Source organism: Burkholderia arboris, assembly GCF_902499125.1.
In the GTDB taxonomy this organism is placed as follows: Bacteria; Pseudomonadota; Gammaproteobacteria; order Burkholderiales; family Burkholderiaceae; genus Burkholderia; species Burkholderia arboris.
Genome location: NZ_CABVPX010000022.1, coordinates 104,189 through 127,515, shown reverse-complemented (window position 1 = coordinate 127,515; position 23,327 = coordinate 104,189). Strand labels below are relative to the sequence as shown.

At 64.4% G+C, this 23,327-nt stretch carries 21 protein-coding genes and 1 pseudogene; 18 read left to right on the top strand and 4 right to left on the bottom strand.

Going from position 1 to position 23,327, the window contains the following annotated elements; all coding sequences use genetic code 11:
• The first annotated feature begins 146 nt into the window (after positions 1 to 146).
• Positions 147 to 743 (top strand): TetR/AcrR family transcriptional regulator, encoded by a 597-nt coding sequence (locus BLA15945_RS24975; protein WP_059241148.1) that lies wholly within the window; start codon positions 147 to 149, stop codon positions 741 to 743.
• Between the two features lie 33 nt (positions 744 to 776).
• On the opposite strand, the gene BLA15945_RS24970 is transcribed toward BLA15945_RS24975, so the two are convergent.
• A complete protein-coding gene (locus BLA15945_RS24970) occupies positions 777 to 1,589 on the bottom strand; it encodes a DNA-binding transcriptional regulator (RefSeq protein WP_174993613.1) in 813 nt (270 codons plus the stop codon).
• Between the two features lie 164 nt (positions 1,590 to 1,753).
• Here BLA15945_RS24970 and BLA15945_RS24965 point away from each other — a divergent pair, with 164 nt between their 5' ends.
• The 8 genes from BLA15945_RS24965 to BLA15945_RS24930 all read left to right on the top strand — a co-directional run bounded on the left by BLA15945_RS24965 (position 1,754) and on the right by BLA15945_RS24930 (position 11,177).
• The gene (locus tag BLA15945_RS24965; protein ID WP_174993600.1) at positions 1,754 to 3,601 is read left to right on the top strand and encodes a bifunctional 3-(3-hydroxy-phenyl)propionate/3-hydroxycinnamic acid hydroxylase; all 1,848 of its coding nucleotides are present in this window, start codon (positions 1,754 to 1,756) and stop codon (positions 3,599 to 3,601) included.
• Between the two features lies 1 nt (position 3,602).
• Positions 3,603 to 4,556: a 3-carboxyethylcatechol 2,3-dioxygenase gene (locus tag BLA15945_RS24960; protein WP_059241151.1), complete on the top strand. Its 954-nt coding sequence runs from the start codon at positions 3,603 to 3,605 to the stop codon at positions 4,554 to 4,556.
• Positions 4,557 to 4,560: 4 nt separating this feature from the next.
• Positions 4,561 to 5,349, top strand: coding sequence for a 2-keto-4-pentenoate hydratase (mhpD, locus tag BLA15945_RS24955; protein ID WP_174993599.1), 789 nt, complete (start codon positions 4,561 to 4,563; stop codon positions 5,347 to 5,349).
• A gap of 17 nt (positions 5,350 to 5,366) precedes the next feature.
• Entirely contained in the window at positions 5,367 to 6,314 is a 948-nt protein-coding gene (locus BLA15945_RS24950) for an acetaldehyde dehydrogenase (acetylating) (RefSeq protein ID WP_174993612.1), read from the top strand.
• A 15-nt stretch (positions 6,315 to 6,329) separates the two neighbouring features.
• The gene (gene dmpG / locus BLA15945_RS24945) at positions 6,330 to 7,352 is read left to right on the top strand and encodes a 4-hydroxy-2-oxovalerate aldolase (RefSeq protein ID WP_320205743.1); all 1,023 of its coding nucleotides are present in this window, start codon (positions 6,330 to 6,332) and stop codon (positions 7,350 to 7,352) included.
• Between the two features lie 58 nt (positions 7,353 to 7,410).
• Positions 7,411 to 8,664 (top strand): 3-(3-hydroxy-phenyl)propionate transporter MhpT, encoded by a 1,254-nt coding sequence (gene mhpT / locus BLA15945_RS24940; RefSeq protein WP_174993597.1) that lies wholly within the window; start codon positions 7,411 to 7,413, stop codon positions 8,662 to 8,664.
• A gap of 14 nt (positions 8,665 to 8,678) precedes the next feature.
• Positions 8,679 to 9,545 (top strand): alpha/beta fold hydrolase, encoded by an 867-nt coding sequence (locus BLA15945_RS24935; RefSeq protein WP_059241156.1) that lies wholly within the window; start codon positions 8,679 to 8,681, stop codon positions 9,543 to 9,545.
• Between the two features lie 216 nt (positions 9,546 to 9,761).
• Positions 9,762 to 11,177 carry an MFS transporter gene (locus tag BLA15945_RS24930; RefSeq protein ID WP_226196087.1) on the top strand — a complete coding sequence of 472 codons (1,416 nt, stop codon included), beginning with the start codon at positions 9,762 to 9,764 and terminating at the stop codon, positions 11,175 to 11,177.
• 99 nt (positions 11,178 to 11,276) lie between these two features.
• Here the strand turns inward: BLA15945_RS24930 and BLA15945_RS24925 are convergent, their stop codons facing one another.
• Positions 11,277 to 12,203: an amidohydrolase family protein gene (locus BLA15945_RS24925; RefSeq protein ID WP_059241157.1), complete on the bottom strand. Its 927-nt coding sequence runs from the start codon at positions 12,201 to 12,203 to the stop codon at positions 11,277 to 11,279.
• Between the two features lie 622 nt (positions 12,204 to 12,825).
• Positions 12,826 to 13,530 carry a TetR/AcrR family transcriptional regulator gene (locus BLA15945_RS24920; RefSeq protein ID WP_059241158.1) on the bottom strand — a complete coding sequence of 235 codons (705 nt, stop codon included), beginning with the start codon at positions 13,528 to 13,530 and terminating at the stop codon, positions 12,826 to 12,828.
• A 127-nt stretch (positions 13,531 to 13,657) separates the two neighbouring features.
• On the opposite strand from BLA15945_RS24920, the gene BLA15945_RS24915 reads away from it, so the two are divergent.
• The 9 genes and pseudogenes from BLA15945_RS24915 to BLA15945_RS24875 all read left to right on the top strand — a co-directional run.
• Complete coding sequence (locus BLA15945_RS24915) at positions 13,658 to 14,548, top strand: alpha/beta fold hydrolase (protein WP_059241159.1); 891 nt, start codon at positions 13,658 to 13,660, stop codon at positions 14,546 to 14,548.
• A gap of 71 nt (positions 14,549 to 14,619) precedes the next feature.
• Positions 14,620 to 15,573 (top strand): VOC family protein, encoded by a 954-nt coding sequence (locus tag BLA15945_RS24910; protein ID WP_226196085.1) that lies wholly within the window; start codon positions 14,620 to 14,622, stop codon positions 15,571 to 15,573.
• On the top strand, positions 15,462 to 17,333 hold the full coding sequence (mhpA, locus tag BLA15945_RS24905; RefSeq protein ID WP_233464286.1) for a bifunctional 3-(3-hydroxy-phenyl)propionate/3-hydroxycinnamic acid hydroxylase MhpA: 1,872 nt from the start codon (positions 15,462 to 15,464) through the stop codon (positions 17,331 to 17,333). The genes BLA15945_RS24910 and mhpA overlap by 112 nt, the downstream gene beginning before the upstream one ends.
• A gap of 24 nt (positions 17,334 to 17,357) precedes the next feature.
• Positions 17,358 to 18,152: a 2-keto-4-pentenoate hydratase gene (locus BLA15945_RS24900; protein ID WP_059241162.1), complete on the top strand. Its 795-nt coding sequence runs from the start codon at positions 17,358 to 17,360 to the stop codon at positions 18,150 to 18,152.
• Positions 18,153 to 18,163: 11 nt separating this feature from the next.
• Positions 18,164 to 19,111, top strand: a complete 948-nt coding sequence (locus tag BLA15945_RS24895; protein ID WP_059241163.1) for an acetaldehyde dehydrogenase (acetylating) — start codon at positions 18,164 to 18,166, stop codon at positions 19,109 to 19,111.
• Between the two features lie 11 nt (positions 19,112 to 19,122).
• The gene (gene dmpG / locus BLA15945_RS24890) at positions 19,123 to 20,166 is read left to right on the top strand and encodes a 4-hydroxy-2-oxovalerate aldolase (protein WP_174993595.1); all 1,044 of its coding nucleotides are present in this window, start codon (positions 19,123 to 19,125) and stop codon (positions 20,164 to 20,166) included.
• Positions 20,167 to 20,258: 92 nt separating this feature from the next.
• Complete coding sequence (locus BLA15945_RS24885; protein ID WP_059241165.1) at positions 20,259 to 21,305, top strand: amidohydrolase family protein; 1,047 nt, start codon at positions 20,259 to 20,261, stop codon at positions 21,303 to 21,305.
• A gap of 118 nt (positions 21,306 to 21,423) precedes the next feature.
• Positions 21,424 to 22,149: an OmpW/AlkL family protein gene (locus BLA15945_RS24880; RefSeq protein WP_059241166.1), complete on the top strand. Its 726-nt coding sequence runs from the start codon at positions 21,424 to 21,426 to the stop codon at positions 22,147 to 22,149.
• Between the two features lie 21 nt (positions 22,150 to 22,170).
• A pseudogene (locus BLA15945_RS24875) lies at positions 22,171 to 22,788 on the top strand (alpha/beta hydrolase); the annotation flags it as partial.
• Positions 22,789 to 22,933: 145 nt separating this feature from the next.
• Here BLA15945_RS24875 and BLA15945_RS24870 read toward each other — a convergent pair.
• On the bottom strand, positions 22,934 to 23,260 hold the full coding sequence (locus tag BLA15945_RS24870) for a c-type cytochrome (RefSeq protein WP_174993594.1): 327 nt from the start codon (positions 23,258 to 23,260) through the stop codon (positions 22,934 to 22,936).
• Positions 23,261 to 23,327 lie beyond the last annotated feature (67 nt).

The window sequence follows — 23,327 nt, the reverse complement described above, 5'->3', positions numbered from 1 at the left end:
GGCCCTCTCTCTGGTGGTGTAAGCGCATGCCGCAGGCGGCCCATGCATGAGCACGATGCCTTGACGCCTGTGGTGCATCGCAATGATAATAGATCGACTAATCAGTCTAATAAATATTTGAGCCTTCGTCGAGCCCGGAGTTCCCGTTGAGAAAGATCGATCCTGAAAGAGTGGAAGCGAAGCGGCGCCAGATCCTGGACGCCGCGATCGACTGTTTTGCGCGCGACGGCTTCCATGCGACGTCCACGGCCGCGATCTGCAAGGCGGCCGGCATGAGCCCCGGCAACCTGTTTCACTACTTCCCGACCAAGGCGGCGATCATCGAGGCGATCGCGCAGGACGACCAGCGCGAGATGGCCGAGTTGTTCGCGCGGCATGCGGACGCCGACGACGCGCTGGCGGCAATCGAGGAGATTGCGCTGGCGTTGATGGAACTGTCGAGCGATCCCGTCTATGCGCGCATCAGCATCGAGACTGCGGCCGAGGCGACGCGCAATCCGGACGTTGCCGCGCTGTTCGCGGCCAACGAGGCGCAGGTGAAGGGGCGGATGGCCGCGCTGATCAAGCGCGGCGTGGCGCAGGGGAAGATCGACGGAAGCCTGAAGCCGGATCTCGTCGCGACGTGGGTGCTCGCGCTGGCGGAAGGGGCGGTCTGTCGCGTCGTGTTCGAGCCGGGATTCAAGCCGCGCACGCATCGCGCGATGCTGCGGACGATCATTCAGCGGATGTTGCGGCCCCAGTGAGGGTGGCTGCCGGGGATTCGCTTACGGATTCGCTTACGCCGACTGATGAGGGGGAGTCCCTGGTTCCCGCTTCAACGCCGCAGCAATTTCCATCGCCGTTTTCTGTAACTCGGGCACGTAGCGGCGCGTGGCGTCCGCGAGACTGACCGCGCGCGACAGGAAGACGATATTGAGACTCGCGATCACGCGTTCGTCTGCACTGATCGCGACAGCCACCGCACCGATTTTCGCCTGGGCGGCCCAGTCGCCGTGATTCGATCCGAAACCATCCTCGTGCACACGCCGGATCAGCTTGCGCACGAGCGCATCGTTTCTCGCGAACGCCTGTTGTTCTTCGCCGCCCGCGCCGGAGCGCAACAGTTCCAGAATGTCCTCGCGCTCCTCGTCGGGGCACATCGCGAAGTAGGCGCGGCCCGCCGCCGTCAGCAAGATCGGCAAACGCCGCCCGACCATCGCGCGATGAAACGACAGCCGGCTGAAGCGATGCGTCGTCTCGCGGATGATCATCGCGTCGCCATCGGGCGTGGTCAGATCGGATGGCCACGCAACGCGCTGCAGTAGCTGCCCCATGATCGGCGGCGCCACGGTCGCGATGCGCTCGGTATCGGTGAATCCCTCGCTCAACGAACGCACGGCGAGCGTCAGGCGGAAGCTGTCGTCCGATGTGCTGCGGCGCACGAACCCTTCCTCCATCAACGTTTCGAGCAGACGGCGCACCGTGGTGCGATGCAGGCCGGTCAGATCGGCGATCTGTTGACTCGTTGCGCGTCCGTCTTCCATCGCGTTGAGCGCGCGCAGCACCTGAAGGCCGCGCGCCAGTCCGCGCACGTTGGTGTAGGTTGTCACGTCAAAAATCCCATTGAAATCAATCATGTGCATTCTATGCACATTCTGGAGATTTTGTTGAGGGTGTTTTCGGCGGTCCATAAACTGCATTCATAAGCTGAACGACCGGGAGCCAGGCGCTTCGCCGGTTCAGCACATCGGACAAGCCCAGTCAGGAGACAAGCATGCGCCCCGCCTTTGAACCGGCGGCCGGCAACGGCCGCGCTCATCCTCGCGAAACGACACACCGTTCGATCGACGCCGATGTCGCCGTCATTGGCGCAGGCCCGGTCGGCCTGATGATCGCGAACATTCTCGGCCTGCAGGGCGTGCGCGTCGCCGTGATCGAGAAGCTCGCGCAGATCATCGACTATCCGCGCGCCATCGGCCTCGACGACGAAGCACTGCGTGTATTCCAGTCGGTCGGCCTTGTCGACGCGCTGCTTCCGCACACCACGCCGAATCACTGGATGCGCTTCACGCTGAAAGGGAAGTGCTTCGCGTCGATCGAGCCGCGCACCGACGAGTTCGGCTGGCCGCGCCGCAATGCGTTCATCCAGCCGCTCGCCGATCGGATTCTGTATCGCGGTCTCGAGCGTTTCGACAATGTGTCGACGCTGCTTGGCCACGGCGTCGACAGCTTCGCGCAGGACGCGTGCGGGGTGACCATCGACGCGACCGACGCGCACGGCGTGAAGACGACGATCCGCGCCGCGTACATGGTCGGCGCGGACGGCGGCAACAGCCTGGTGCGCCGCACGCTCGACGTGCCGTTCGAAGGCCGCACGAAGCCGAATCAATGGATCGTGATCGACGTGCGCAACGATCCGATCGGCTCTCCGCATGTCTATCTGCATTGCGACGCGCGGCGCCCCTACGTGTCGGCGGCGCTGCCGCACGGCATCCGGCGCTTCGAATTCATGGTGATGCCCGGGGAGACGGAGGCGGAGCTGTCGAAGCCGGAGAACATGGCGGCGTTGGTGCGCGGGGTTGTCGACGATCCTGACAAGGTCGACTACATTCGTCAGCGGGTCTATACGCACAACGCGCGGCTCGCGAGCACGTTCCGCGTGAAGCGCATCCTGCTCGCGGGGGACGCCGCGCACATCATGCCGGTGTGGCAGGGGCAGGGTTACAACAGCGGCATTCGCGACGCGAGCAATCTCGGCTGGAAGCTCGCGATGGTCGTGAAAGGCACGGCGCACGACGCGCTGCTCGATACCTACACGATGGAGCGGCGCGCCCACGCGCGCTCGATGATCCACCTCTCGGAAGTCGCGGGCGACATCTTCGCGCCGACGAGCTTCTTCGGATCGAAAGTGCGCGACGCGTTCGTGCGCTGTTTCGACATGCTGCCTTCCCTGAAACGCTACTTCGTCGAAATGCGCTTCAAGCCGATGCCGCGCTATGAAGAGGGCGTCGTGCTTCTGGCGCGACGCGAGCGGTCCGAAGGCCTGCTCGCGCGCCTGATCGCGAAGCGGGGGCACGGCGCGTTCGGGCGGCTGGTCGGCCTGATGAGCGAGAAGCGCGAATCGCTGATCGGGCGGATGGTGCATGGCCGTGATGCGCAGGCGGGCACCCCCGTAGGCCGCATGTTCATCCAGCCGCGCGTGCGTCTCGCTGATGGCAGCATCGTCCGGCTCGACGATGCGATCGGCAATCGCTTCGCGATCGTGGGCTGGGGCACGGACCCGACCTTCGGCCTGACGCCCGAGGCGCGCCGCATCTGGAGCGCGCTTGGGGGATGCTTCGTGCTCGCGAAGCCCGACCCGCAGCTCGCCTTCCACGATGACGTGCCCGAAGACGTGATCGCCATAGGCGATGTCGACTCGCGCCTGCGCGACTGGTTCGCGCGCGTGCCGGAATCGGTCGTGCTGTTGCGGCCGGACCGCTTCGTGGCGGGCATGTGCTCGCCGCAATGCGTATCGGATTGCGTGTCGCAGCTCGCACAAAGGCTGTCGCTTCCGACGACAACGGGCGCGACGGCCAGCGACGCGACGTTCGCGCACGCCGCCGACCTGGCAGGAGCCTGAGATGCCGATCCATCTCGAATGCATGTCGCACACGCCGCTGCACGGTTATTTCGATCCCGCGCCGGCAGTTGTCGCGGAAGTCGAGCGGGTGCAGCGCGCGGCGCGCGAGCGGGTCGACGCGTTCGATCCGGAGTTGGTGATCGTGTTCGCGCCGGATCACTACAACGGATTTTTCTACGACGTGATGCCGCAGTTCTGCATCGGCGTAGGGGCGACGGCTGTCGGCGATTTCGGCAGCGCGGCCGGCCCGTTGCCCGTCGCGCGCGATGTGGCGCTCGCGCTCGCCGATGCCACGCTCGCCAGCGATATCGACGTCGCCGTGTCGTATCGCATGCAGGTCGATCACGGCTGCGCGCAGGCGCTCGAGGTGCTCACGGGCGGCATCGACCGCTATCCGGTGGTACCCGTCTTCATCAACTCGGTTGCGCCGCCGATGGCGTCGTGCCGCCGCGCACGACTGCTCGGCGATGCGATTGGCCGTGCCGTCGCGCGCACGAACCGGCGCGTGTTGCTGATCGGCTCGGGCGGTATCTCGCATGAGCCGCCGGTGCCGGAAATCGCGGGCGCGGACGATGTCGTCGCGGAGCGGTTGATTGCGGGCCGCAACCCGTCGCCGGAATCGCGCGATGCGCGGCAATCCCGCACCGTCGCGGCGGCCAAGGCATTCGCGGCGGGTGACAGCCGCCTGCATCCGCTCAATCCCGCATGGGACCGCATGTTTCTCGGGCTGCTCGAACGCGGTGACATCACCGCCGCAGATGGCCTCACGAACGAAGCGATCACGCGTGATGCGGGCAAGTCCGCGCACGAGATCCGCACGTGGGTCGCCGCATTCGGTGCGCTTGCGGCGAGCGGCCCATACGCGGCATCGATCGATTACTACCGCGCGATTCCAGAATGGATCGCGGGCTTTGGCGCGATGCATGCGCGAGAACGGGCCCTTTCCAGGAGATAGAGCCATGTCGGATGACAACAGCATTGTTTCGATGGCCGCGCGCCTGCGTGAAGCGCGGGCCTCGCGCCGGCCGATCGCGCCGTTGCGCGATACGTGTCTAGAAGGCGACGCGACGCGCGCCTACGCGATCCAGCAGATCAACAACGACTTGCGCAAGGCGAACGGCGAGCGGATCGTCGGCAGGAAGATCGGCCTGACTTCGCCCGCGGTGCAGAAGCAACTCGGCGTCGATCAGCCGGACTTCGGCGCGTTGTTCGCGTCGATGGCTTACGGCGACAGCCAGCCGATGCCGCGTGCCTCGTTGATCCAGCCGAAGGTCGAAGCGGAGATCGCGCTCGTGCTCGAACGCGACCTGACCGCCGAAAAACACACGTTCCCGGATCTGATCTCCGCGACCGCGTATGCGGTGGCTGCGATCGAGGTCGTCGACAGTCGCATCCGCGACTGGGACATCCGGTTTTTCGACACCGTGGCGGACAACGCGTCGAGCGCGCTGTTCGTGCTCGGTAGCCGGCCGGTCCTGCTGCGCGATATCGAACTGACCGCGTGCGCGATGACGCTCACGCAGGACGGCGAAGTGCTTTCACGTGGCAATGGCGGCGCGTGCCTCGGCAATCCACTGAATGCGGCTGCGTGGCTCGCGGACCGGATGGTTCGCCTCGGCACGCCGCTGCGCGCGGGCGACATCGTGCTGACGGGCGCGCTTGGCCCGATGGTCGCGGTGAAGGCGGCCGGCACTTATACCGCGCATATCGAAGGGCTCGGCAGTGTGCGCGCCAGTTTCAGCGAATGACGGACGGAGACATTCCCATGGCAACAGACAACACCCGGTGCAAAGCGGCGATCATCGGATCCGGCAACATCGGCACCGACCTGATGATCAAGATCATGCGTCGCAGCAAGCATCTCGACGTCGCGGCGATGGTCGGCATCGATCCGGCCTCGGACGGCCTCGCGCGCGCCGCGAGGCTCGGCGTGGCGACGACGCATGAAGGCGTGGAAGGACTGGCGCGCCTGCCCGTATTCGACGAGATCGACTTCGTGTTCGATGCGACGTCCGCCGGCGCGCATGTGAAGAACGACGCGTTCCTGCGCACGCTCAGGCCCGGCATTCGCGTGATCGACCTGACGCCTGCTGCCATCGGCCCGTATTGTGTGCCGGTGGTGAACCTCGACGCGCATCTCGATGCGCCGAACGTGAACATGGTCACGTGCGGCGGACAGGCGACGATCCCGATGGTCGCCGCCGTGTCGCGGGTCGCAAAGGTGCATTACGCGGAGATCGTTGCATCGATCAGCAGCAAGTCGGCAGGGCCCGGCACGCGCGCCAACATCGACGAGTTCACGGAGACGACGTCGAAGGCGATTGAAGCGGTCGGCGGCGCCGGCAAGGGCAAGGCGATCATCGTGCTCAATCCGGCCGAGCCGCCGCTCATGATGCGCGACACGGTCTATGTGCTGTCCGAAGCGGCAGACCGGGCGCTGATCGAAACGTCGGTCAGCCAGATGGCCGCGGCGGTCCAGGCCTATGTGCCCGGCTATCGCCTGAAGCAATCCGTGCAGTTCGACGACATCCCCGCCGCTGCGCCGTTGCATATCCCCGGACTCGGCCATTTCAGCGGACTCAAGACCTCGATCTTCATCGAGGTGGAGGGCGCGGCCCATTATCTGCCGGCCTACGCGGGCAATCTCGACATCATGACTTCCGCCGCGCTGGCAACGGCCGAGCGCATGGCCGCGTCGCTTGTGAACGCCTGAAGCAAGGAGCACTCGATCATGGACAAGAAACTCTATATCTCCGACGTGACGCTGCGCGACGGCATGCACGCGATCCGTCATCAGTATTCGATTCAGAACGTGCAGGACATCGCCCGTGCGCTGGACGACGCGAAGGTCGACAGCATCGAGGTCGCACATGGCGATGGCCTGCAGGGTTCGAGCTTCAACTATGGCTTCGGCGCGCACAGCGACCTGGAGTGGATCGAGGCAGTCGCCGACGTGGTGAAGCACGCGACGATCGCGACGCTGCTGCTGCCCGGCATCGGCACGATTCACGATCTGAAGGCCGCGTACGACGCGGGCGCGCGTGTCGTCCGTGTCGCGACCCATTGCACGGAAGCGGACATTTCGAAGCAGCACATCGAGTATGCGCGCAGCCTCGGCATGGACACCGTCGGCTTTCTGATGATGAGCCACATGACCACGCCCGACAACCTCGCGGCCGAAGCGAAGAAGATGGAAAGCTACGGCGCGACCTGCGTATACGTGGTCGATTCCGGCGGCGCGATGAACATGAACGACATCCGGGCACGCTTCAGGGCGCTCAAGGCGGTGCTTCGTCCGGAGACCCGGACGGGCATGCATGCCCATCACAACCTGAGCCTCGGCGTCGCCAACTCGATCGTTGCGGTCGAGGAGGGGTGCGACCGCATCGATGCGAGTCTGGCGGGCATGGGGGCGGGAGCGGGCAATGCCCCTCTCGAAGTGTTCGTCGCGGCGGCCGAGCGCCTTGGCTGGCATCACGGCACCGATCTCCATCGCCTGCTCGATGCGGCCGACGATATCGTGCGCCCGTTGCAGGACCGGCCGGTGCGCGTGGACCGCGAAACGCTCGCGCTGGGCTATGCGGGCGTGTATTCGAGCTTCCTGCGGCATTCCGAAGTCGCCGCGAAGAAGTACGGCCTGAAAGCCGTCGACATTCTCGTCGAACTGGGCAAGCGACGCATGGTGGGCGGTCAGGAAGACATGATCGTCGACGTTGCGCTCGATCTGAAGAAGCGCGAAGCACGCGCCTGAACCATCCGTCATGCCACGCGCCATGAAGAGCGCTGCACCGTTCAACCTGGAGACATCATTGAAAACGTCAACGGCTTTCCCCTCGCGCGCCGGCGGCGCCATCACCATCGGCCTGTGCCTCGCGGTCGCGCTCCTCGAGGGGCTCGACCTGCAATCCACCGGCATCGCCGCGCCGCGCATGGCACGCGAGTTTCATCTCGCGGTCGCGCAGCTCGGCTGGGCATTCGGCATCGGCGCGCTCGGCCTGCTGCCGGGCGCGGCGATTGGCGGCAGGCTCGCGGATCGCATCGGCCGCAAGCGCGTGCTGATGATGTCGGTCGCGCTGTTCGGGATATTTTCGATTGCAACGACCCAGGTGTGGGATCTGCAGAGCCTGCTCGTCGCGCGCTTTCTCACGGGCCTCGGTCTCGGCGCTGCGATGCCGAACCTGATCGCGCTGTGCGCGGAAGCGGCGGCGCCCGGACAACGCAGCACGGCAGTCGGCGCGATGTACTGCGGCATGCCGTTCGGCGCGGCGCTCGCGGCCGTGATCGGCATCGTCAGCCCGGGCGCCGAGGGCTGGCGGCACATTTTCTATGTCGGCGGGATCGGGCCGCTGCTGACCTTGCCGCTGCTGGCGCTCTTCCTGAAGGAGTCGACGCACTTCGTCGCGGCGAGCCAGGCTGCGACCCGCGAGTCGAAGGACGGTATCGTGCGCGCGCTCTTCAGCGACGGGCGCGCGGTGACGACCATCGCGCTGTGGATCAGCTACCTGGGAACGCTGATCGTGCTGTATTTCCTGATGAACTGGTTGCCGTCGATGGTGCTCTCGCGCGGCCTCACACCGGTACAGGCAAGCATCGTGCAGATGATGTTCAACATCGGCGGCGGCGTCGGCGCGATCGTGATCGCAGGGCTGATGGATCGCATGGGCAAGCGGCCGGTCGTGGTCGGCATGTATGCGGGCATCGCGATTGCGTTGCTGGCGCTCGCCAGCGCGACGGGCAGCGTGTCGATGGCATGGGGCGGCCTGCTGGCGGGGCTGTTTCTCGTTGGCACGCAATCGGTGCTGTATGCGCTTGCCGGTGCAACGTATCCGACGCGGGTGCGCGGCACGGGCGTCGGCGCAGCGGTGGCCGTCGGCCGTGTGGGTTCGATGGTCGGCCCGCTGATCGCCGGGCAACTGCTGGCGTTGGGCCAGAGCGCGTCGATGCTCGTGATCTCGAGCATTCCGCTCATCGTGATCGCGGCGCTCGGTGCGCTCGCCGTGGTCGCGAAATCTCCGCGCGAGCCGGCCAACGGCTCGCACACACTTGGAACCGAATCGATCTGACGAAGGACATCGACATGACTGACACCGTGATTCATACAGAGGCCGCGACCAGCAGGTTCGTGAACGTGATGGAAGGCGGCACGGAACTGCGCGTGCACTACAACGACACCGGCGCAGGGGCGGAAACGCTGGTGCTGCTGCACGGTTCCGGCCCGGGTGCGAGCGGCTGGGCCAACTTTTATCGCAACGTCGACGTATTCGCTCGCGCGGGCTACCGTGTGATCCTCGTCGACTGTCCCGGTTGGGGCAAGAGCGATTCGATCGTCTGCACCGGCTCGCGCTCCGACCTCAACGCGCGTGTGCTGAAGGGCGTACTGGATACGCTCGGCATCGAACGCGCACATCTCGTCGGCAACTCGATGGGCGGGCATAGCGCGGTGGCATTCGCGCTGTCGTATCCGGAGCGCGTCGGCAAGCTGGTGCTGATGGGCGGCGGCACGGGCGGCCCGAGCCAGTTCGTGCCGATGCCGACCGAAGGGATCAAGCTGTTGCAGGGACTGTATCGCGAGCCGACGCTCGAGAATCTGGAGAAGATGCTCAACGTCTTCGTCTACGACGCGAGCACGATGACGGAAGAGCTGATGCAGACGCGGCTCGAGAACATGCTTGCGCGGCGCGATCATCTCGAGAACTTCGTGAAAAGTCTGGCGGCCAATCCGAAGCAGTTTCCGGACTATGGTTACCGGTTGAACGAGATCAAGTCGCCCGCGCTCGTGATCTGGGGGCGCGACGATCGTTTCGTGCCGATGGATGTGGGCCTGCGGCTCGTGTGGGGCATGCCGAATGCTCAACTGCATGTATTCGGGCGATGCGGGCACTGGGCGCAGTGGGAGCATGCGGACGCATTCAATCGCATGGTGCTCGACTTTCTGCAAAACTAGGCGGGCCGGCACTCGCGATTGTCGCGGGTGCCGCGCCTCTTTCTTGCGGGCCGGTGATGGCCGCGGCACGTTCCGGGAAGCCGGGTTCATCGAGTTGCCCGGGTCGCGGAGTGCGTGCGTTCCGTTCGGTCTCTGACGGCTTTCGCTCAATGGAACCGGCAGGGCACGGACGTCCAGTCCGGTGCGTATGAGCACACGTCGAGAGATCGCGCGGTCTTGTGGCTGACGATTGCTCATGGTGTTGCCGCGATCGTTTGCGCAATCGAACGCCCGCTGTTTGCCTTCGCATTCGCCTGTTATCCGGCGCATCCGGCCAAATGGCCGCGCGCCGGCAACCCCATCGAGCATCACAAGGAGTCGGACATGAGCGCAGCACCCAGAGAGGGCGCAGGTGCCAGTGGGCCCAGCAAGCTGCAACTCGCCACCATCGTCGCAGGGGCAGCAATCGGCATGGCTTTGGGTTATGCCCCGGTATTCAATGCGACAGCCGGCGTATTCGCGCCCGTCGTGCTGCGTGAATTTCATTGGACGCGGGAACAGGCGGCCATGTCCTACGCGGCGTCAATGGGCGGGCTCGCTGCGGCGAGTCCGTTCATCGGCATGCTGATGGATCGTTTTGGCGTGCGCCGCGTGATTCTCGTCTCGGCAATCGCGTTCAGTCTTGCGGTGGCATGCATGGGGCTGCAGAGCGGCGCCATCGGCGCCTGGATTGCGCTGTCGCTGGTGATCGGTGTGTCGGGCGCCGCAACGTCGGTGCTCGGCTACCTTGCGATCCTGCCGCAGTGGTTCGACCGGCGCCTCGGGCTCGCGACGGGTTGCGCGATGGTCGGACTCGGTGTGGGCACGGCAGCCGCGCCAACGGTCACCCAGCACCTCATCGCGGCGTTCCACTGGCGCCACGCCTACCAGATCAGCGCGTGCGTGTCGCTCGCGGGCTCGCTCCTTGCCTATGCGCTGATCCGGGAACGAAAGGTGGCGCCGCGGCCACGAAGGGACGATCGCCCTGCCGACCTCGCCGGCGCGGAGCCGCCATTCTCGGCGGTCAAGCTCGGCACGATCGTCGTGGTCGCTTTTCTCGCTTCGAGTGCGACGCTGTCGCTCAATCCGCATTTGCCGGTGCTGTTGGCGGATCGCGGGTTGTCGCCCGGGGCGGCGGCGAACTGCGCGTCGCTGATCGGCGTCGGAATACTCATCGGGCGCCTGATTTCCGGTGCGCTGATCGATTACCTTCATGCGCCGCTGGTCGGCGCGGGTTTCCTGCTCGCCGGCGCGTTGGGGTACCTGCTGCTCATGAACGCAGCGTCCCTGCCATCCGTGCTGCTCGCGTGCGCCTGCATCGGCCTCGCGATAGGGGCAGAGGGGGACTTGCTGTCCTATCTGGTCCGCGCCTATCTGGGGCTGAGACGTTTCGGCCTTCACTATGGCATCGCGTTCGCGGGCTACGGTTTCGGCGCAGTCGTCGGCCCGCTCGTGGCTGGCCGCTACTTCGACCTGTATCGCAACTACGCGTTACCGCTCCGGCTCGCCCCGATCGTGCTGGTGATCGCAAGCGCGCTGCTCATCTCGCTCGGCAAATATCGCACGTTGCGATCAGGTCAACCGAAGGGCAGGTTCGCGAGCGCCGACACCTGAATGGAAGCGTCGGCAGCGGATAAGAATCCGTTGCCGACCGAGAGTCGACGCACACGAGAAAGCGGGGGGCCCCGGCATCCGGCGCCCCCAGCATTTTTCTTACGCCACCGCCAGTCGCGGGAACAGATGTTCCGCGTTACCGCGATAAATCGCGTGTCGCTGCGCTTCCGTCAGCGGAAACGCTTCGAGCATCCGGGTGAAATCGACCGACCGGTCCTTGTTGGCATACGGCCAGTCGCTCCCGAACGTAATCCGGGATGGATCGGCGAATGCAAGCAACGCCGGTAGCGCGTAGGGGCTGCTCGAGAGCGCCGTGTCGAAGTAGTAGCGCCTGAGTCGCGCCAGGCCGCCCTCGGTGCTGTTGTCGGGCGACACAACACGCGCAATTCGCTGTGCTGCGTAGGGGACAAACCCGCCTGCGTGCGACAGGATGAATTTCACGTCGGGAAAGCGTTCGAGCCAACCGGCTTTCGCAATGTTGATCGCCGCCCGAGTCGTGTCGAGAAGAAAGTCTGCCGCATACGGGGGAATCCCGGGTACCGGCTCGCAGGGTAGATCGCCAGGGTGGATGAAGACAACTGCCTGACGCCGGTTCAGCTCTTCGAACAGCGGCGCCCAGGATTCATCACCGAGGTACGTGCCTCGTACGCTGCTGATCAGCACCACGCCGTCCGCACGGAGCGTATCCATCGCATAGGCTGCCTCCGCGATCGCGCCTTCGACATCCGGTAGCGTCAGGGTCGCGAAGAACCCGAAGCGGCCGGGGTGTCGCGAGACAACGGAGGCGGTGAATTCGTTGACCTCACGTGCTTTCTCGCGCGCCTCGATGTCATCGCCAAGATGAACCCCCGGCGTCGATACCGAGAAAATGCCCGTCGCCGTACCTTCCGCTTCCATCAGATCGAGCGCCCCTTCTTCGCTCCAGTGCGGGATCGGAAGACCTCCCGCCGTGATGCCGCGACTTTCCAGCCATGCTGCGTAGGCGGGCGGCACGATGTGATGGTGTGTATCGATTTTCGTGAGCATGCGCATCTCCTGCTTGTGTGGCGCGACGCGAGGTCGTCGCGCGCTCTGTGGATCCTCCGCACCAGTCTAAGGACGCCATCGGGACCGTCAAATTATTCTCCGGCGTGTGCAAGGAATGCACCGACAAACCGCTTTCGGTGTCGGTCGGCGACCGCGACGGAGGGTGACGATGGGGGCGATGCGGGGAAAATCGACGTGACGACGGCATGGGAGCGGTGGAGCGATGCCGATCGCTTGCCCGTTCTTGCTGTCCGATGTTTTGCCGGTGTACGCGATGGCAGGCCGTTCCGGTTCGCGGGCCCACGCTGCGATCGATGATTGCGGCAGTTCATCGGGGTGGCCTGCCGTCGTTTGCGTCAGGTCCAGCCGCTCTCGGTTCGATTCAGGCTGCGTACGACGGGCTGGTGGATCCGTCAGGACGAACGGGGAATGCCACGGATGCGCGAAGCAATGGGCGCCCGCGAATGGTGGCGCATGGATGGCAGGGTTGGTGACGCTGTCTGGTGCGAACAATCCATCTGCACGAAACGTTCGCGTCGAATTCGGGCAACGCGTTCTTTCTCACCGGCCTGTGTCGCCCCGATCGGCTGCTCCGCCCGATGGCGTGCCGTGAGGCGGTCGATCACGGCCGGGCGTCGGGCTGCTTCGCCGCACGCACACGCCCTCGCTCCAGCAGGGACGTTTCAGGCGGCATGACCAGCGTCAGTTCGTCAAGCACGAGCCGCCGCGCTTCCTCTCCATCGACACCCAGGCCGCGCAGAATCGCGGCAACGATCTGTTCGGGCGATTCGGCCACCTCACCGTTTTCGGTGAATCGATGAATCGTCGTGAGCGCGGTTCCGGCAATCATGTCGAGCGCCAGCTCGACCGTCACGCCCTGAAATCGGCCGGTCGCCAGGCCTTGCTGGATGTGGACCGGCAGGTACACGTAGATCAGGCTGCTCGGGCCGACGGCATGGACGCCAGCTGCCGAAATGAAGCGTGCAAGCAGCGGATAGGCACGTGCGGCATACAGAAACATCCGGACGCCGCACGCAATTCTCCGGGCCGGATCTTCGTAGGCGCCCACGACCGTTTCGATCAGGCGGAGCAACTCATCGTTGAGCTCCTGCGTCACCGCTTCGAGCAGTTCCTCATTGGTACGGAAGTAGTTGTAGAAGGTGCCTTGCGACACATCGGCGGCCGCAATGACGTCCTGGATGACACTGGCGCCAATCCCTTTCTCGGCAAAAACGAGCATCGCGCTTTCGATCAGCCGCGCGCGCATCCGTTCGCGGCGCTGCGCAGCAACACGGGTCCGATGATCAATGGTCGTGGATTCACTCATGTGCCGATTATACGGTGCGGCTTACGGACGCCCGACCGGGAGCTAGGTAAAAACGAGAGTATTGTCATAATGACATTAATCTCATTACAATGAATCACACCTAGCGAAATCAGGAGCAGTCGACGCCATGGACACCCCCTCCATCACGCACGCAATGCGCCAACGCACCGTCAAGGTCGGCGCACGGCACGTTTTTCTATCGGAAGCTGGCGAAGGGCCCGCCGTACTGATGCTGCATGGCGGTGGCCCGGGCGCATCGGGCCTCTCGAACTACGCGCGGAACATCGACGCGCTCGCGCGCCATTTTCGGGTGCTGGTGCCCGACATGCCGGGGTTCGGCCAGTCCACGAAAGGCGTCGACCGCAACGATCCATTCGGAGATCTCGCGGAAGGCATGCTCGGCATGCTGGACGCGCTCGGGATCCCGAATGCGCACGCCATCGGGAATTCGCTCGGCGGAGCCTGTGCGCTTCGCATGGCGCTGGAGCGCCCTCAAGCGGTGGGCCGGCTCGTGTTGATGGGCCCCGGCGGCGTCAATACGACGCGTCAGGTTCCCACGCCCGGCCTCAAACGGTTGCTGAACTATTACAAGGACGATGGCCCGAGCCTCGAGAAGCTCACGACGTTCATTCGCGGCGATCTCGTGTTCGACGGCAGTCTCGTGCCGCAGTCGATGATCGAGGAACGCTTTCGGGCCAGCATCGACCCGGCCGTCGTCGCGAGCCCGCCTTTGCTGGGCCCCAAGGGCATCCCGAAGTTCAGCAATCTCGACTTCACGCGGGATGCGCGACTGGCATCCGTGCGCAACCCGACGCTCGTTTTGTGGGGCGTGGATGACAAGGTCAACCGGGCCAGCGGCGCGTACGCGCTCCAGAAGCGCATGCCGAATTGCGATGTCTACCTGTTCAGCAATACCGGGCACTGGGTGCAATGGGAGCGGTCGAACGAATTCAACGCCGCCGTGCTGGCATTCCTTGCGCAGGGCGATGCGACCGCACGCGTCGTCGCTGCCCGCTGATCGAGGGTGATGTCATGCCGACAATCGTTAGTGCGCGGTCACCCACGAGCAGCTTGTTCGGTCGTGTTCGGATGGGCTATCTGCTGGCCGAATCGGCCCGGCTTCGCGAATGGACGAAATTCGCGTCGGAAGGCCTGGGGCTTCACGTCGATACGCCCGATCCACGCGTGGTCGCATGCCGCATCGACTCGCACGACCGGCGTTTGATCATCCGTGCCGGCACGGCCGAAGATGTCATTGCCATCGGATGGCACCTCGACGACCGCGAGGCGCTTGAGCTTGCCGTCGCACGAATCTCCGCTCGCGGGGTGCGTGTAGAGGAAGGGAGCAAGGAAGAAGCGGCCTTGCGCGGCGTGAAGCGATTCTGGTTCTTCGCCGGGCCGAAGAAACTGCGCACGGAACTGTTCACGGAACCGGTCATCAGCGAACTTCCGCTGCGCATGAGTGCGACGGGCTTTGTGACGGGCGCGTCGGGGATGGGGCATGTCGCCGTCACGACCCGACAACCGGAGGTGATGCAGCAGTTCTGGAAAGACGTGTTCGATGCGCGCCTTTCCGACGAAATCGAAGACAGGATGCAAGGCCTGAATCTTGACTTCGCGTTTCTCCGATTCAACGAACGACATCATTCGTTCGCGACTGCATCGACACGTGGGATCCGCCTGAATCCGCTGCGCACGCAGATTCACCACATGAATCTTCAATGCGCATCCCTCGACGATGTGACGCAAGCCTACCTCAGGTGTCGTGCGATGGGCTATCCGATCGCGAATGCGATCGGCCAGCATCCCAACGACCGTGAACTCTCGTTCTACGTTCAGACGCCATCGGGCTTCGAGATCGAGCTCGGCTGGAACCCGATCGTGGTCGATGAGCAAACGTGGCGCCCGGCGATTTATCAAGGCATCAGTCTATGGGGCCATCGTCCGGAAAACCTGAGCCTTGGCGTGCGGTTGGGGCGCGTGCGTCGCGCGCTTGCATCGCTGACGCGTCCGGAATTTTCTGTACAAGGAGAACGTTCATGAACGGAGCGCATCCGAATGATGCGTGCGATGTCGCGATCGTCGGATTGGGGCCGACCGGCCTCGTTCTCGCGCACATGCTCGGCCAGGCCGGCCACCACGTCGTCGTGCTGGAGCGCGAACCCGTGTTCTACGGTAACGCGCGAGCGGTATACACCGACGACGAGTGCATGCGGATTTTCCAGCATCTCGACGTGGCCGACGAGATCCAGTCGCGGATGATGATGGAGACGCCCGTCCAGCTCGTGCGGCGCGATGGCACGCCGATCACACAATACATGCCGCGCAAGCGTCCGTTCGGCTGGCCCGTGATCAACTTCTTTTACCAGCCGTACCTGGAAACGACGCTGGCCGAGACGCTCGCACGTTATCCGAACGTCGACGTGCGACGGGGCCGCGAAGTCGTTGACTTCGCTCAGGATGCCGACGGCGTGAGCGTCACGCATCAGGCGACGCGCGAGGCGCGGTTCAGCGACAGTCACGATGCGCGCGCGCGCGTGGCAGGCGATCCCGATATCGGAACCCTGCGGGCGCGCTATCTGGTCGGCGCCGACGGCGGCCGGAGCGTCGTTCGCACGAAGCTCGGGATCGAGATGTCGGGCAAGAGCTTCCCCGAGCCGTGGCTCGTCGTGGACCTCGAACGCAAGCCCGGAACGGACGCGTTGCGTCATCTGCCGTACTTCAACTTCGTCGTCGACCCGAAGCTGCCGGTCGTGAGCTGCGTTCAACCCGGAAAATTCCACCGGTTCGAATTCATGTTGATGCCGGGCGAAACGAAGGAAAACATGGAGCGGCCGGAGACGGTCCGGAAGTATCTGTCGCTGTTCGTCGATCCCGATCAGTTCGTGATCAAGCGCAAGCTCGTCTATACGTTCAACGCGCTGATTGCGTCGAAGTGGCGGGTCGGACGCGTGCTGCTCGGCGGCGATGCCGCTCACATGACGCCGCAGTTCATGGGGCAGGGTGCGAGTTCCGGCGTGCGCGACGCGTACAACCTCGGCTGGAAGCTCGATCTCGTCTTGCGCGGCCTCGCGGCCGACACGCTGCTGGACACGTACCAGTCGGAACGGCATGCGCACGCGAAGGCGATGATCGACACGTCCGTCCTGCTCAAGAACGTCGTATCGGCACGCAGTCTGTCCGCCACGCTGGTGCGGGACACGTCCCTCGGCATCATCCGGGCCATACCGCCGCTCAGGCGCTGGCTCGAGGGGGGCGGCTTCAAGCCGATGCCCGTCTATCGAAAGAACGCATACCTGGGTTTGCCGCGCCGTCGCCGACGTGGCCCGGAGGGCGCGTTGATTCCGCAACCCGAGGTGCGTCTTTTCAACGGTGACCGGAAGAAACTGGACGACCTGCTCGGACACGGCTTTTCGCTGATCGGATTGAACGTCGATCCCTCCCGCTGCATGGACGATGTGTCGCGGGCAACGCTCGGCGCACTGTCGATACGCAGCGTGACGATGTACGCGTATGGCGGCCGCCCGCAAGGGCTCGAAGGCGTCAATCGGGACAACGTGATCGAGGTTGCCGAAGTCGAGGATATCGGTGGCGAGATGATCGCGTGGTTCAACAAGGCGGGGTTCAAGACGCAGGCCGTTGCGGTACTGAGACCCGACCGCTTCGCCTTCGCCGTCGTTCCCGTCGGCGAGCTCGACAGGACCATTCGCCAACTGCGGGAGCGGCTCGGATTCGGAGCCGGCGCAGGCGATGGATTCACCCGCATGTCAAAGACGGCACCGACCGTCGCGCAAGCGGCCTGACCCACGATTTCACATTCTTCCGCCATGTCTCATTCATTCGACCCGGCAGCCGTTCAGGCGGCTGCGAAAGCATTACGCGATGCACGTGAATCACGCACGCCGATCGACCCGATTGCCACGCGGTTCGGCATTGCAGGTCTCGACGCGGCGTATGCCGTCTCGGAACTCAACACCGCGGCCCGGATCGCGGACGGCCGACGCATCGTCGGCAAGAAGATCGGCCTGACGTCGGTTGCCGTCCAGCAGCAGTTGCGCGTCGACCAGCCCGATTTCGGCGTGCTGTTCGACGACATGGAATATCTCGATGGCGACGAGGTGCCCCTGAGCCGCCTGATGCAGCCGAAGATCGAGGCGGAAGTGGCGTTCGTCGTCGGACGCGACATGGCCGATGAAGCGCCGAGCTATGGACAGGTCCTGTCGGCGCTGGCCTGTGCGCTGCCGGCGCTCGAGATCGTCGACAGCGCGATTTCGGACTGGCGCATCGCGCTCGAGGATACGGTGGCCGACAACGCATCCTGCGGCCTCTACGTTCTCGGCAATCAACCGGTGTCGCTCGGTGGCATTTCCATCGGGGAACTGGGTATGTCGATGACGCGCGACGGCAAGACCGTATCGACCGGAACGGGTACCGCGTGCCTCGGCCATCCGTTGCGGGCCGTGTACTGGCTGGCCCGCATGATGGCGCGGCGCGGACAGATGTTGCGTGAGGGCGACGTGATCCTGTCGGGTGCGCTGGGTCCGATGGTGCCGGTTGGCGCCGGAGACACGATTCACGCGCAGATCGGTGCGCTCGGCAGCGTCAGTTGCCGTATCGGATGAGGGCGAGCCCGATGAGCACCAAACGGAAAGTCGCCATTATCGGCAGCGGGAATATCGGTACCGACCTGATGATCAAGATCCTGCGCCACGGCGAACATCTCGAGATGGGCGCCATGGTGGGAATCGATGCGGCGTCGGACGGGTTGCAGCGCGCGGCGCGCCTGGGCGTCGCGACGACGCATGAAGGCGTCGAGGGGCTGGCCCGCATGCCCGTGTTCAACGAGATCGACATCGTGTTCGATGCGACGTCTGCCGCGGCGCATACGCAGAACGATGCGTTCCTGCGCACCGTCAAGCCCGGTATTCGCGTCGTGGACCTGACGCCGGCCGCGATCGGACCGTATTGCATTCCGGTGGTGAACGGGGAGCGTCATCTCGACGCGTTGAATGTCAACATGGTGACGTGCGGCGGCCAGGCAACGATTCCGATGATCGCGGCGGTATCGCGGGTCGCGAAAGTGCACTACGGGGAGATCGTCGCGTCCATCGCGAGCAGGAGTGCCGGACCCGGCACCCGCGCCAGCATCGACGAATTCACCGAGACGACATCACGGGCGATCGAAGCGGTCGGCGGTGCAGCGAAGGGGAAGGCGATCATTGTGCTCAATCCCGCCGAGCCGCCGCTGATGATGCGCGATACGGTGTACACGCTGAGCGACTTCGCCGATGAACGCGAGATCGAGGCATCGGTCGCCGGGATGGTCGAAGCCGTCCAGTCGTATGTGCCCGGGTATCGACTGAAGCAACGTGTCCAGTTCGATCGTATCGAGGCCGAGCGACCGATCCGGATCCCCGGCGTCGGCGAGCGGATGGCCGGCCTCAAGACCTCGATCCTGCTCGTAGTCGAAGGCGCCGCGCACTACCTGCCGTCTTATGCGGGCAATCTCGACATCATGACGAGTGCTGCCAAGGCCGCGGCAGAACGGATCGCGGCCCGTCTCGGGGCCAATCAACAATGAGTGCCTGCCCGATGGACAAGAAGCTCTATATCTCCGACGTGACGTTGCGCGACGGCAGTCATGCTATCCGTCACCAGTACAGCCTCGCGCACGTGACAGAGATCGCCGCCGCACTCGACGCAGCCGGGGTCGATTCGATCGAGGTCGCGCATGGCGACGGACTGCAAGGCAGCAGCTTCAACTACGGATTCGGCGCGCATACGGACGTCGAGTGGATCGAGGCCGTGGCGAGTGTCGTCACGCGCGCGAAGGTCGCGACGCTGCTGCTGCCCGGGATCGGCACCATCCATGATCTGAGGGCCGCATACGACGCGGGTGCGCGGATCGTACGCGTCGCGACCCACTGTAGCGAAGCCGATATTGCCCGCCAGCACATCGAGTACGCACGGGAACTGGGGATGGACGCAGTGGGCTTCCTGATGATGAGCCACATGCAGACGCCTCGAGGATTGGCGGAGCAGGCAAGGTTGATGGAGGGTTACGGTGCCACCTGCTGCTACGTGGTGGATTCGGGCGGCGCGATGAACATGAACGACGTCCGCGACCGGATGCGGGCATTCAAGGACACGCTGAAGCCCGAAACACAGACGGGGATCCATGCGCATCACAACCTGAGCCTGGGTGTTGCGAATTCGATCGTCGCGGTTGAAGAGGGCTGCGACCGGATCGACGCCAGTCTTGCCGGCATGGGAGCAGGCGCCGGCAACGCGCCGCTCGAAGTGTTCGTCGCGGCGGCCGATCGCCTCGGCTGGCGGCATGGTACCGATCTCTACCGCCTGATGGACGCCGCCGACGACATCGTGCGCCCGCTCCAGGATCGCCCGGTGCGGGTCGACCGCGAGACACTCGCGTTGGGTTCCGCCGGCGTGTATTCGAGCTTCCTGCGTCACGCGGAACAGGCCGCAGCGAAGTATGGGCTCAAGACCATGGACATTCTCGTGGAGCTGGGACGGCGCGGCATGGTTGGCGGACAGGAGGACATGATCGTCGACGTCGCCCTCGACCTCCTGAGCGCACCTGGAACGGTACACCGCGCGTCAGCGGCCTCGATCTAGGGACGCGGTGTTCATTCGGCCTGACGAAGCGGGCTGGATACTCAAATTTAGTTCGGACTATATATTATTTTAAATTCAAACTGGAGAATAGGGTGAGCCGTATCGACGTTCATCATCACTTTGTTCCACCCGTATATCGAGCCGCCATGTCCCGGCGTGGCCTGACAAAGGTTGCGGGTGCCGATCTTCCCGTCTGGACCGAAAATGAATCGCTCGCGGTGATGGATGCTCATGCCATTCGAGTCGCGTTGCTGTCAATCTCGGCGCCAGGCGTGTATTTCGGCAATCTCGATGAAGCGTGTGCGCTGGCGCGAGGATGCAACGAGTACGCCGCTGAACTGCGTCAGCGATACCCCGATCGTTTCGGATCGTTCGCGGTATTGCCCATGCCGTTTACCGATCACGCGTGCAAGGAGGCGATTCATGCACTGGATGTGCTTGGCGCAGACGGTATCGTCCTGTTAGGAAGTACCGAGGGGCGCTTTCTGGGCTCGCCGGAATTCGACGAACTGATGGCCGAGCTGAACAGGCGCCAGGCGGTTGTATTCGTGCATCCGAACCTGCATCGGTCAAGCGAGGAGCTCGGGTTGATCGCACCGGGCTTTCTGATCGAGTTCCTGTGCGACACGACGCGTGCCGCGCTGAACCTCGTCCTGACCGGCACGATGGAGCGCTACCCCAATATCCGCTGGATTCTGGCGCATGCGGGCGGCTTCGTTCCGTATGTCGCGTGGCGCCTGTCGCTCGCCAATCTTCTTCCCGAGTTCGTATCCAGCATGCCGGCCGGCATGCTGACCTATATCCGGAGATTCCACTTTGACACCGCGCTCTCTCCGGCCGACTTTCCTCAAGCGGCGCTGCGCGAATTGGTCGATCCGTCCCAGGTGCTGTTCGGCAGCGATTTCCCGTTCGCGCCTGCACCGGTGACGGCGATGCAATGCAACACGCTGGAGCATTCGAATGTTTGGGATGCCAACGCGCGCGCGGCGATCGAATCCGGTAATGCTCAGCGGCTGTTTCCCCGCCTGGGGGGCTTACCCGTGGGCGCGCCCTCGAATCGTGCCGATCCGCTGACGTCCCTGAAGCGGGCTGCCGCTGTCACGAGCGTGCGCTTGATCAACAAACTCAGAAATCGTTGACCGACGTTCCGATTTGTTGCGCGGTGGAATGTTCGGGAACGGGCGGGCTCCCCGCCGGTTCCCGAATGACGAATCCTGCACCGCTGGAAAACCCTTTATAACAACCTCTGGAGGCCATATGAAGCATACGAGCGCGGCAATTCTGTTGTCGATATCCGTCATTTCTTCCGTGCACGCGCAATCTGCAGGACAACTCATGATCAATGCGGGCTGGTTGCACATGGCGCCTCAGGATTCCAGCGAGCCGCTGACGGTCAATGCCCTCGGCCGATCGAACACGATGGCCGGAAGCGGAGCGACCATCTCGGATGCCGATACGGTTGCGCTCACGGCGACCTACTTCGTGACCGACCATATTGCCGTGGAGACGATCGCGGGCGTGCCACCGAAACTCCATCTCACCGGCACGGGGACGCTTGCGGGACTCGGGGAGTTGGGAACGGCGCGAGCCTGGAGCCCCGCGATAATCGCGCAGTACCATTTCGGCGCGCCGTCGGCACGTTTGCGGCCGTATGTCGGTGCGGGGATCTCGTATGTCTGGTTCAACAGCATTGACCTGAGCAATCCGGTTGCGTCCGGCAAGTTCCTCTACTCGCCATCCGTTGGCGCGCGCCTCGAAGGGCCTACTTCGGTCTCGCTGAGCAAGTCCTTTGCCCCGATTCTCAACGCAGGCCTCACCTACAATATGGATACTCACTGGTCCATCGGCGCTTCGTTTGCGTACGCGTGGTTGTCCACGAAGGCGACCCTCACGACGCGCGCGCCGGTCGGGACCGTCACGAGCACGACACGGCTGAAGATCAATCCGATCATGACCTTTGTGTCGCTGGGCTATCGCTTCTGATCGGACGCGGCACAAGCGCCGGGTATCCGCGTCCCGTTCATTTCGTCGCCGGAAGCGCATTACCCGGTCGCGATCAACCAGGCCTATGCGGCGACGAAATGGGTGGCTGCGCACGGCGCCGAGATCGGTGTCGACGGCAGCCGCCTCGCGGTGGTCGGCAACAGTGTCGGCGGGAACATGACGGCCGTGGTCGCGCTGATGGCGAAGGACAAGGGCGGCCCCGCGATCCGCTTCCAGGGCCTGATGTGGCCGGTCACGGACCACGACTTCAACACGGGCTCGTACAACGCGTACCCGCAGGGCCACTTCCTGACGCGGCCGATGATGAAGTGGTTCTGGGACGCCTATACGAAGAACGAAGCGCAACGCAACGAGATCTACGCGTCGCCGCTGCGCGCGAGCATCGCGCAGTTGAAGGGCCTGCCGCCCGCGCTGATCCAGGTCGCGCAGTTCGATGTGTTGCGTGACGAAGGCGAAGCGTACGGCCGCAAGCTCGACGCGGCCGGCGTGGACGCGACGACCACGCGCTACGACGGCACGATCCACGATTTCGGCTTGCTGAACGACCTGGCCGACGATGCGCCGACGAAGGCCGCGACGAAGGCGATGGCGAATGAAATCGCGACGCGGCTGAAGTAACGCGACGGGTTCGCATGCGTGCCGCAAGTGTGGCGGTGCGCGCGCGAACGATGCGGAGGCGGGCGTGCGCCCGCCTTTTTTCACATGCAGCCGGCACGCGGGATCGAACGTTTCGACCCGCGCGTCGCATGCTTGCGGTCGTCCGCTACTTCCCGTCCCGGTTCAGCGACATGATCCACGTCGCGAACCGCGCCGCATCGTCGGCCGAGATCGCGTTGGGCGGCATCGTCGCGCTGCCCCATTTGCCGGTACTGCCTTCGAGCATGCTTTTGTTAAGTTTCGCGAGCGCATCGGAGTCGTTGCGGTAGTGCGCGGCGATCGCGCGGAACGGCGGCCCGACTTTCGTCGTATCGAGCGTGTGGCATGCGCGGCAGGTCTGCTCGCTGGCCGATGTCGCGGCGCGGCCGGGCGGTGCCGCCGTGGCGAGCAGGAGCGCACACGACAGCGGCGCGGCGAGGGATCTGAACATCATCGGGAAAGCGTCCTTGAACTTGATGAACCCGCCGGTCGCCGGCGGGGATCGAAACGAAGCGATGCAA

Bases quoted from the DNA above. Each gene is read 5' to 3' on its own strand.
- BLA15945_RS24920 (WP_059241158.1), bottom strand. From the start codon at position 13,530: ATGAGTGAATCCACGACCATTGATCATCGGACCCGTGTTGCTGCGCAG.
- BLA15945_RS24935 (WP_059241156.1), top strand. From the start codon at position 8,679: ATGACTGACACCGTGATTCATACAGAGGCCGCGACCAGCAGGTTCGTG.
- BLA15945_RS24880 (WP_059241166.1), top strand. From the start codon at position 21,424: ATGAAGCATACGAGCGCGGCAATTCTGTTGTCGATATCCGTCATTTCT.
- dmpG (WP_174993595.1), top strand. From the start codon at position 19,123: ATGGACAAGAAGCTCTATATCTCCGACGTGACGTTGCGCGACGGCAGT.
- mhpD (WP_174993599.1), top strand. From the start codon at position 4,561: ATGTCGGATGACAACAGCATTGTTTCGATGGCCGCGCGCCTGCGTGAA.
- BLA15945_RS24960 (WP_059241151.1), top strand. From the start codon at position 3,603: ATGCCGATCCATCTCGAATGCATGTCGCACACGCCGCTGCACGGTTAT.
- BLA15945_RS24925 (WP_059241157.1), bottom strand. From the start codon at position 12,203: ATGCTCACGAAAATCGATACACACCATCACATCGTGCCGCCCGCCTAC.
- BLA15945_RS24895 (WP_059241163.1), top strand. From the start codon at position 18,164: ATGAGCACCAAACGGAAAGTCGCCATTATCGGCAGCGGGAATATCGGT.
- mhpA (WP_233464286.1), top strand. From the start codon at position 15,462: ATGGGGCCATCGTCCGGAAAACCTGAGCCTTGGCGTGCGGTTGGGGCG.
- BLA15945_RS24950 (WP_174993612.1), top strand. From the start codon at position 5,367: ATGGCAACAGACAACACCCGGTGCAAAGCGGCGATCATCGGATCCGGC.
- BLA15945_RS24900 (WP_059241162.1), top strand. From the start codon at position 17,358: ATGTCTCATTCATTCGACCCGGCAGCCGTTCAGGCGGCTGCGAAAGCA.
- BLA15945_RS24910 (WP_226196085.1), top strand. From the start codon at position 14,620: ATGGGCTATCTGCTGGCCGAATCGGCCCGGCTTCGCGAATGGACGAAA.
- BLA15945_RS24870 (WP_174993594.1), bottom strand. From the start codon at position 23,260: ATGATGTTCAGATCCCTCGCCGCGCCGCTGTCGTGTGCGCTCCTGCTC.
- BLA15945_RS24965 (WP_174993600.1), top strand. From the start codon at position 1,754: ATGCGCCCCGCCTTTGAACCGGCGGCCGGCAACGGCCGCGCTCATCCT.
- BLA15945_RS24915 (WP_059241159.1), top strand. From the start codon at position 13,658: ATGGACACCCCCTCCATCACGCACGCAATGCGCCAACGCACCGTCAAG.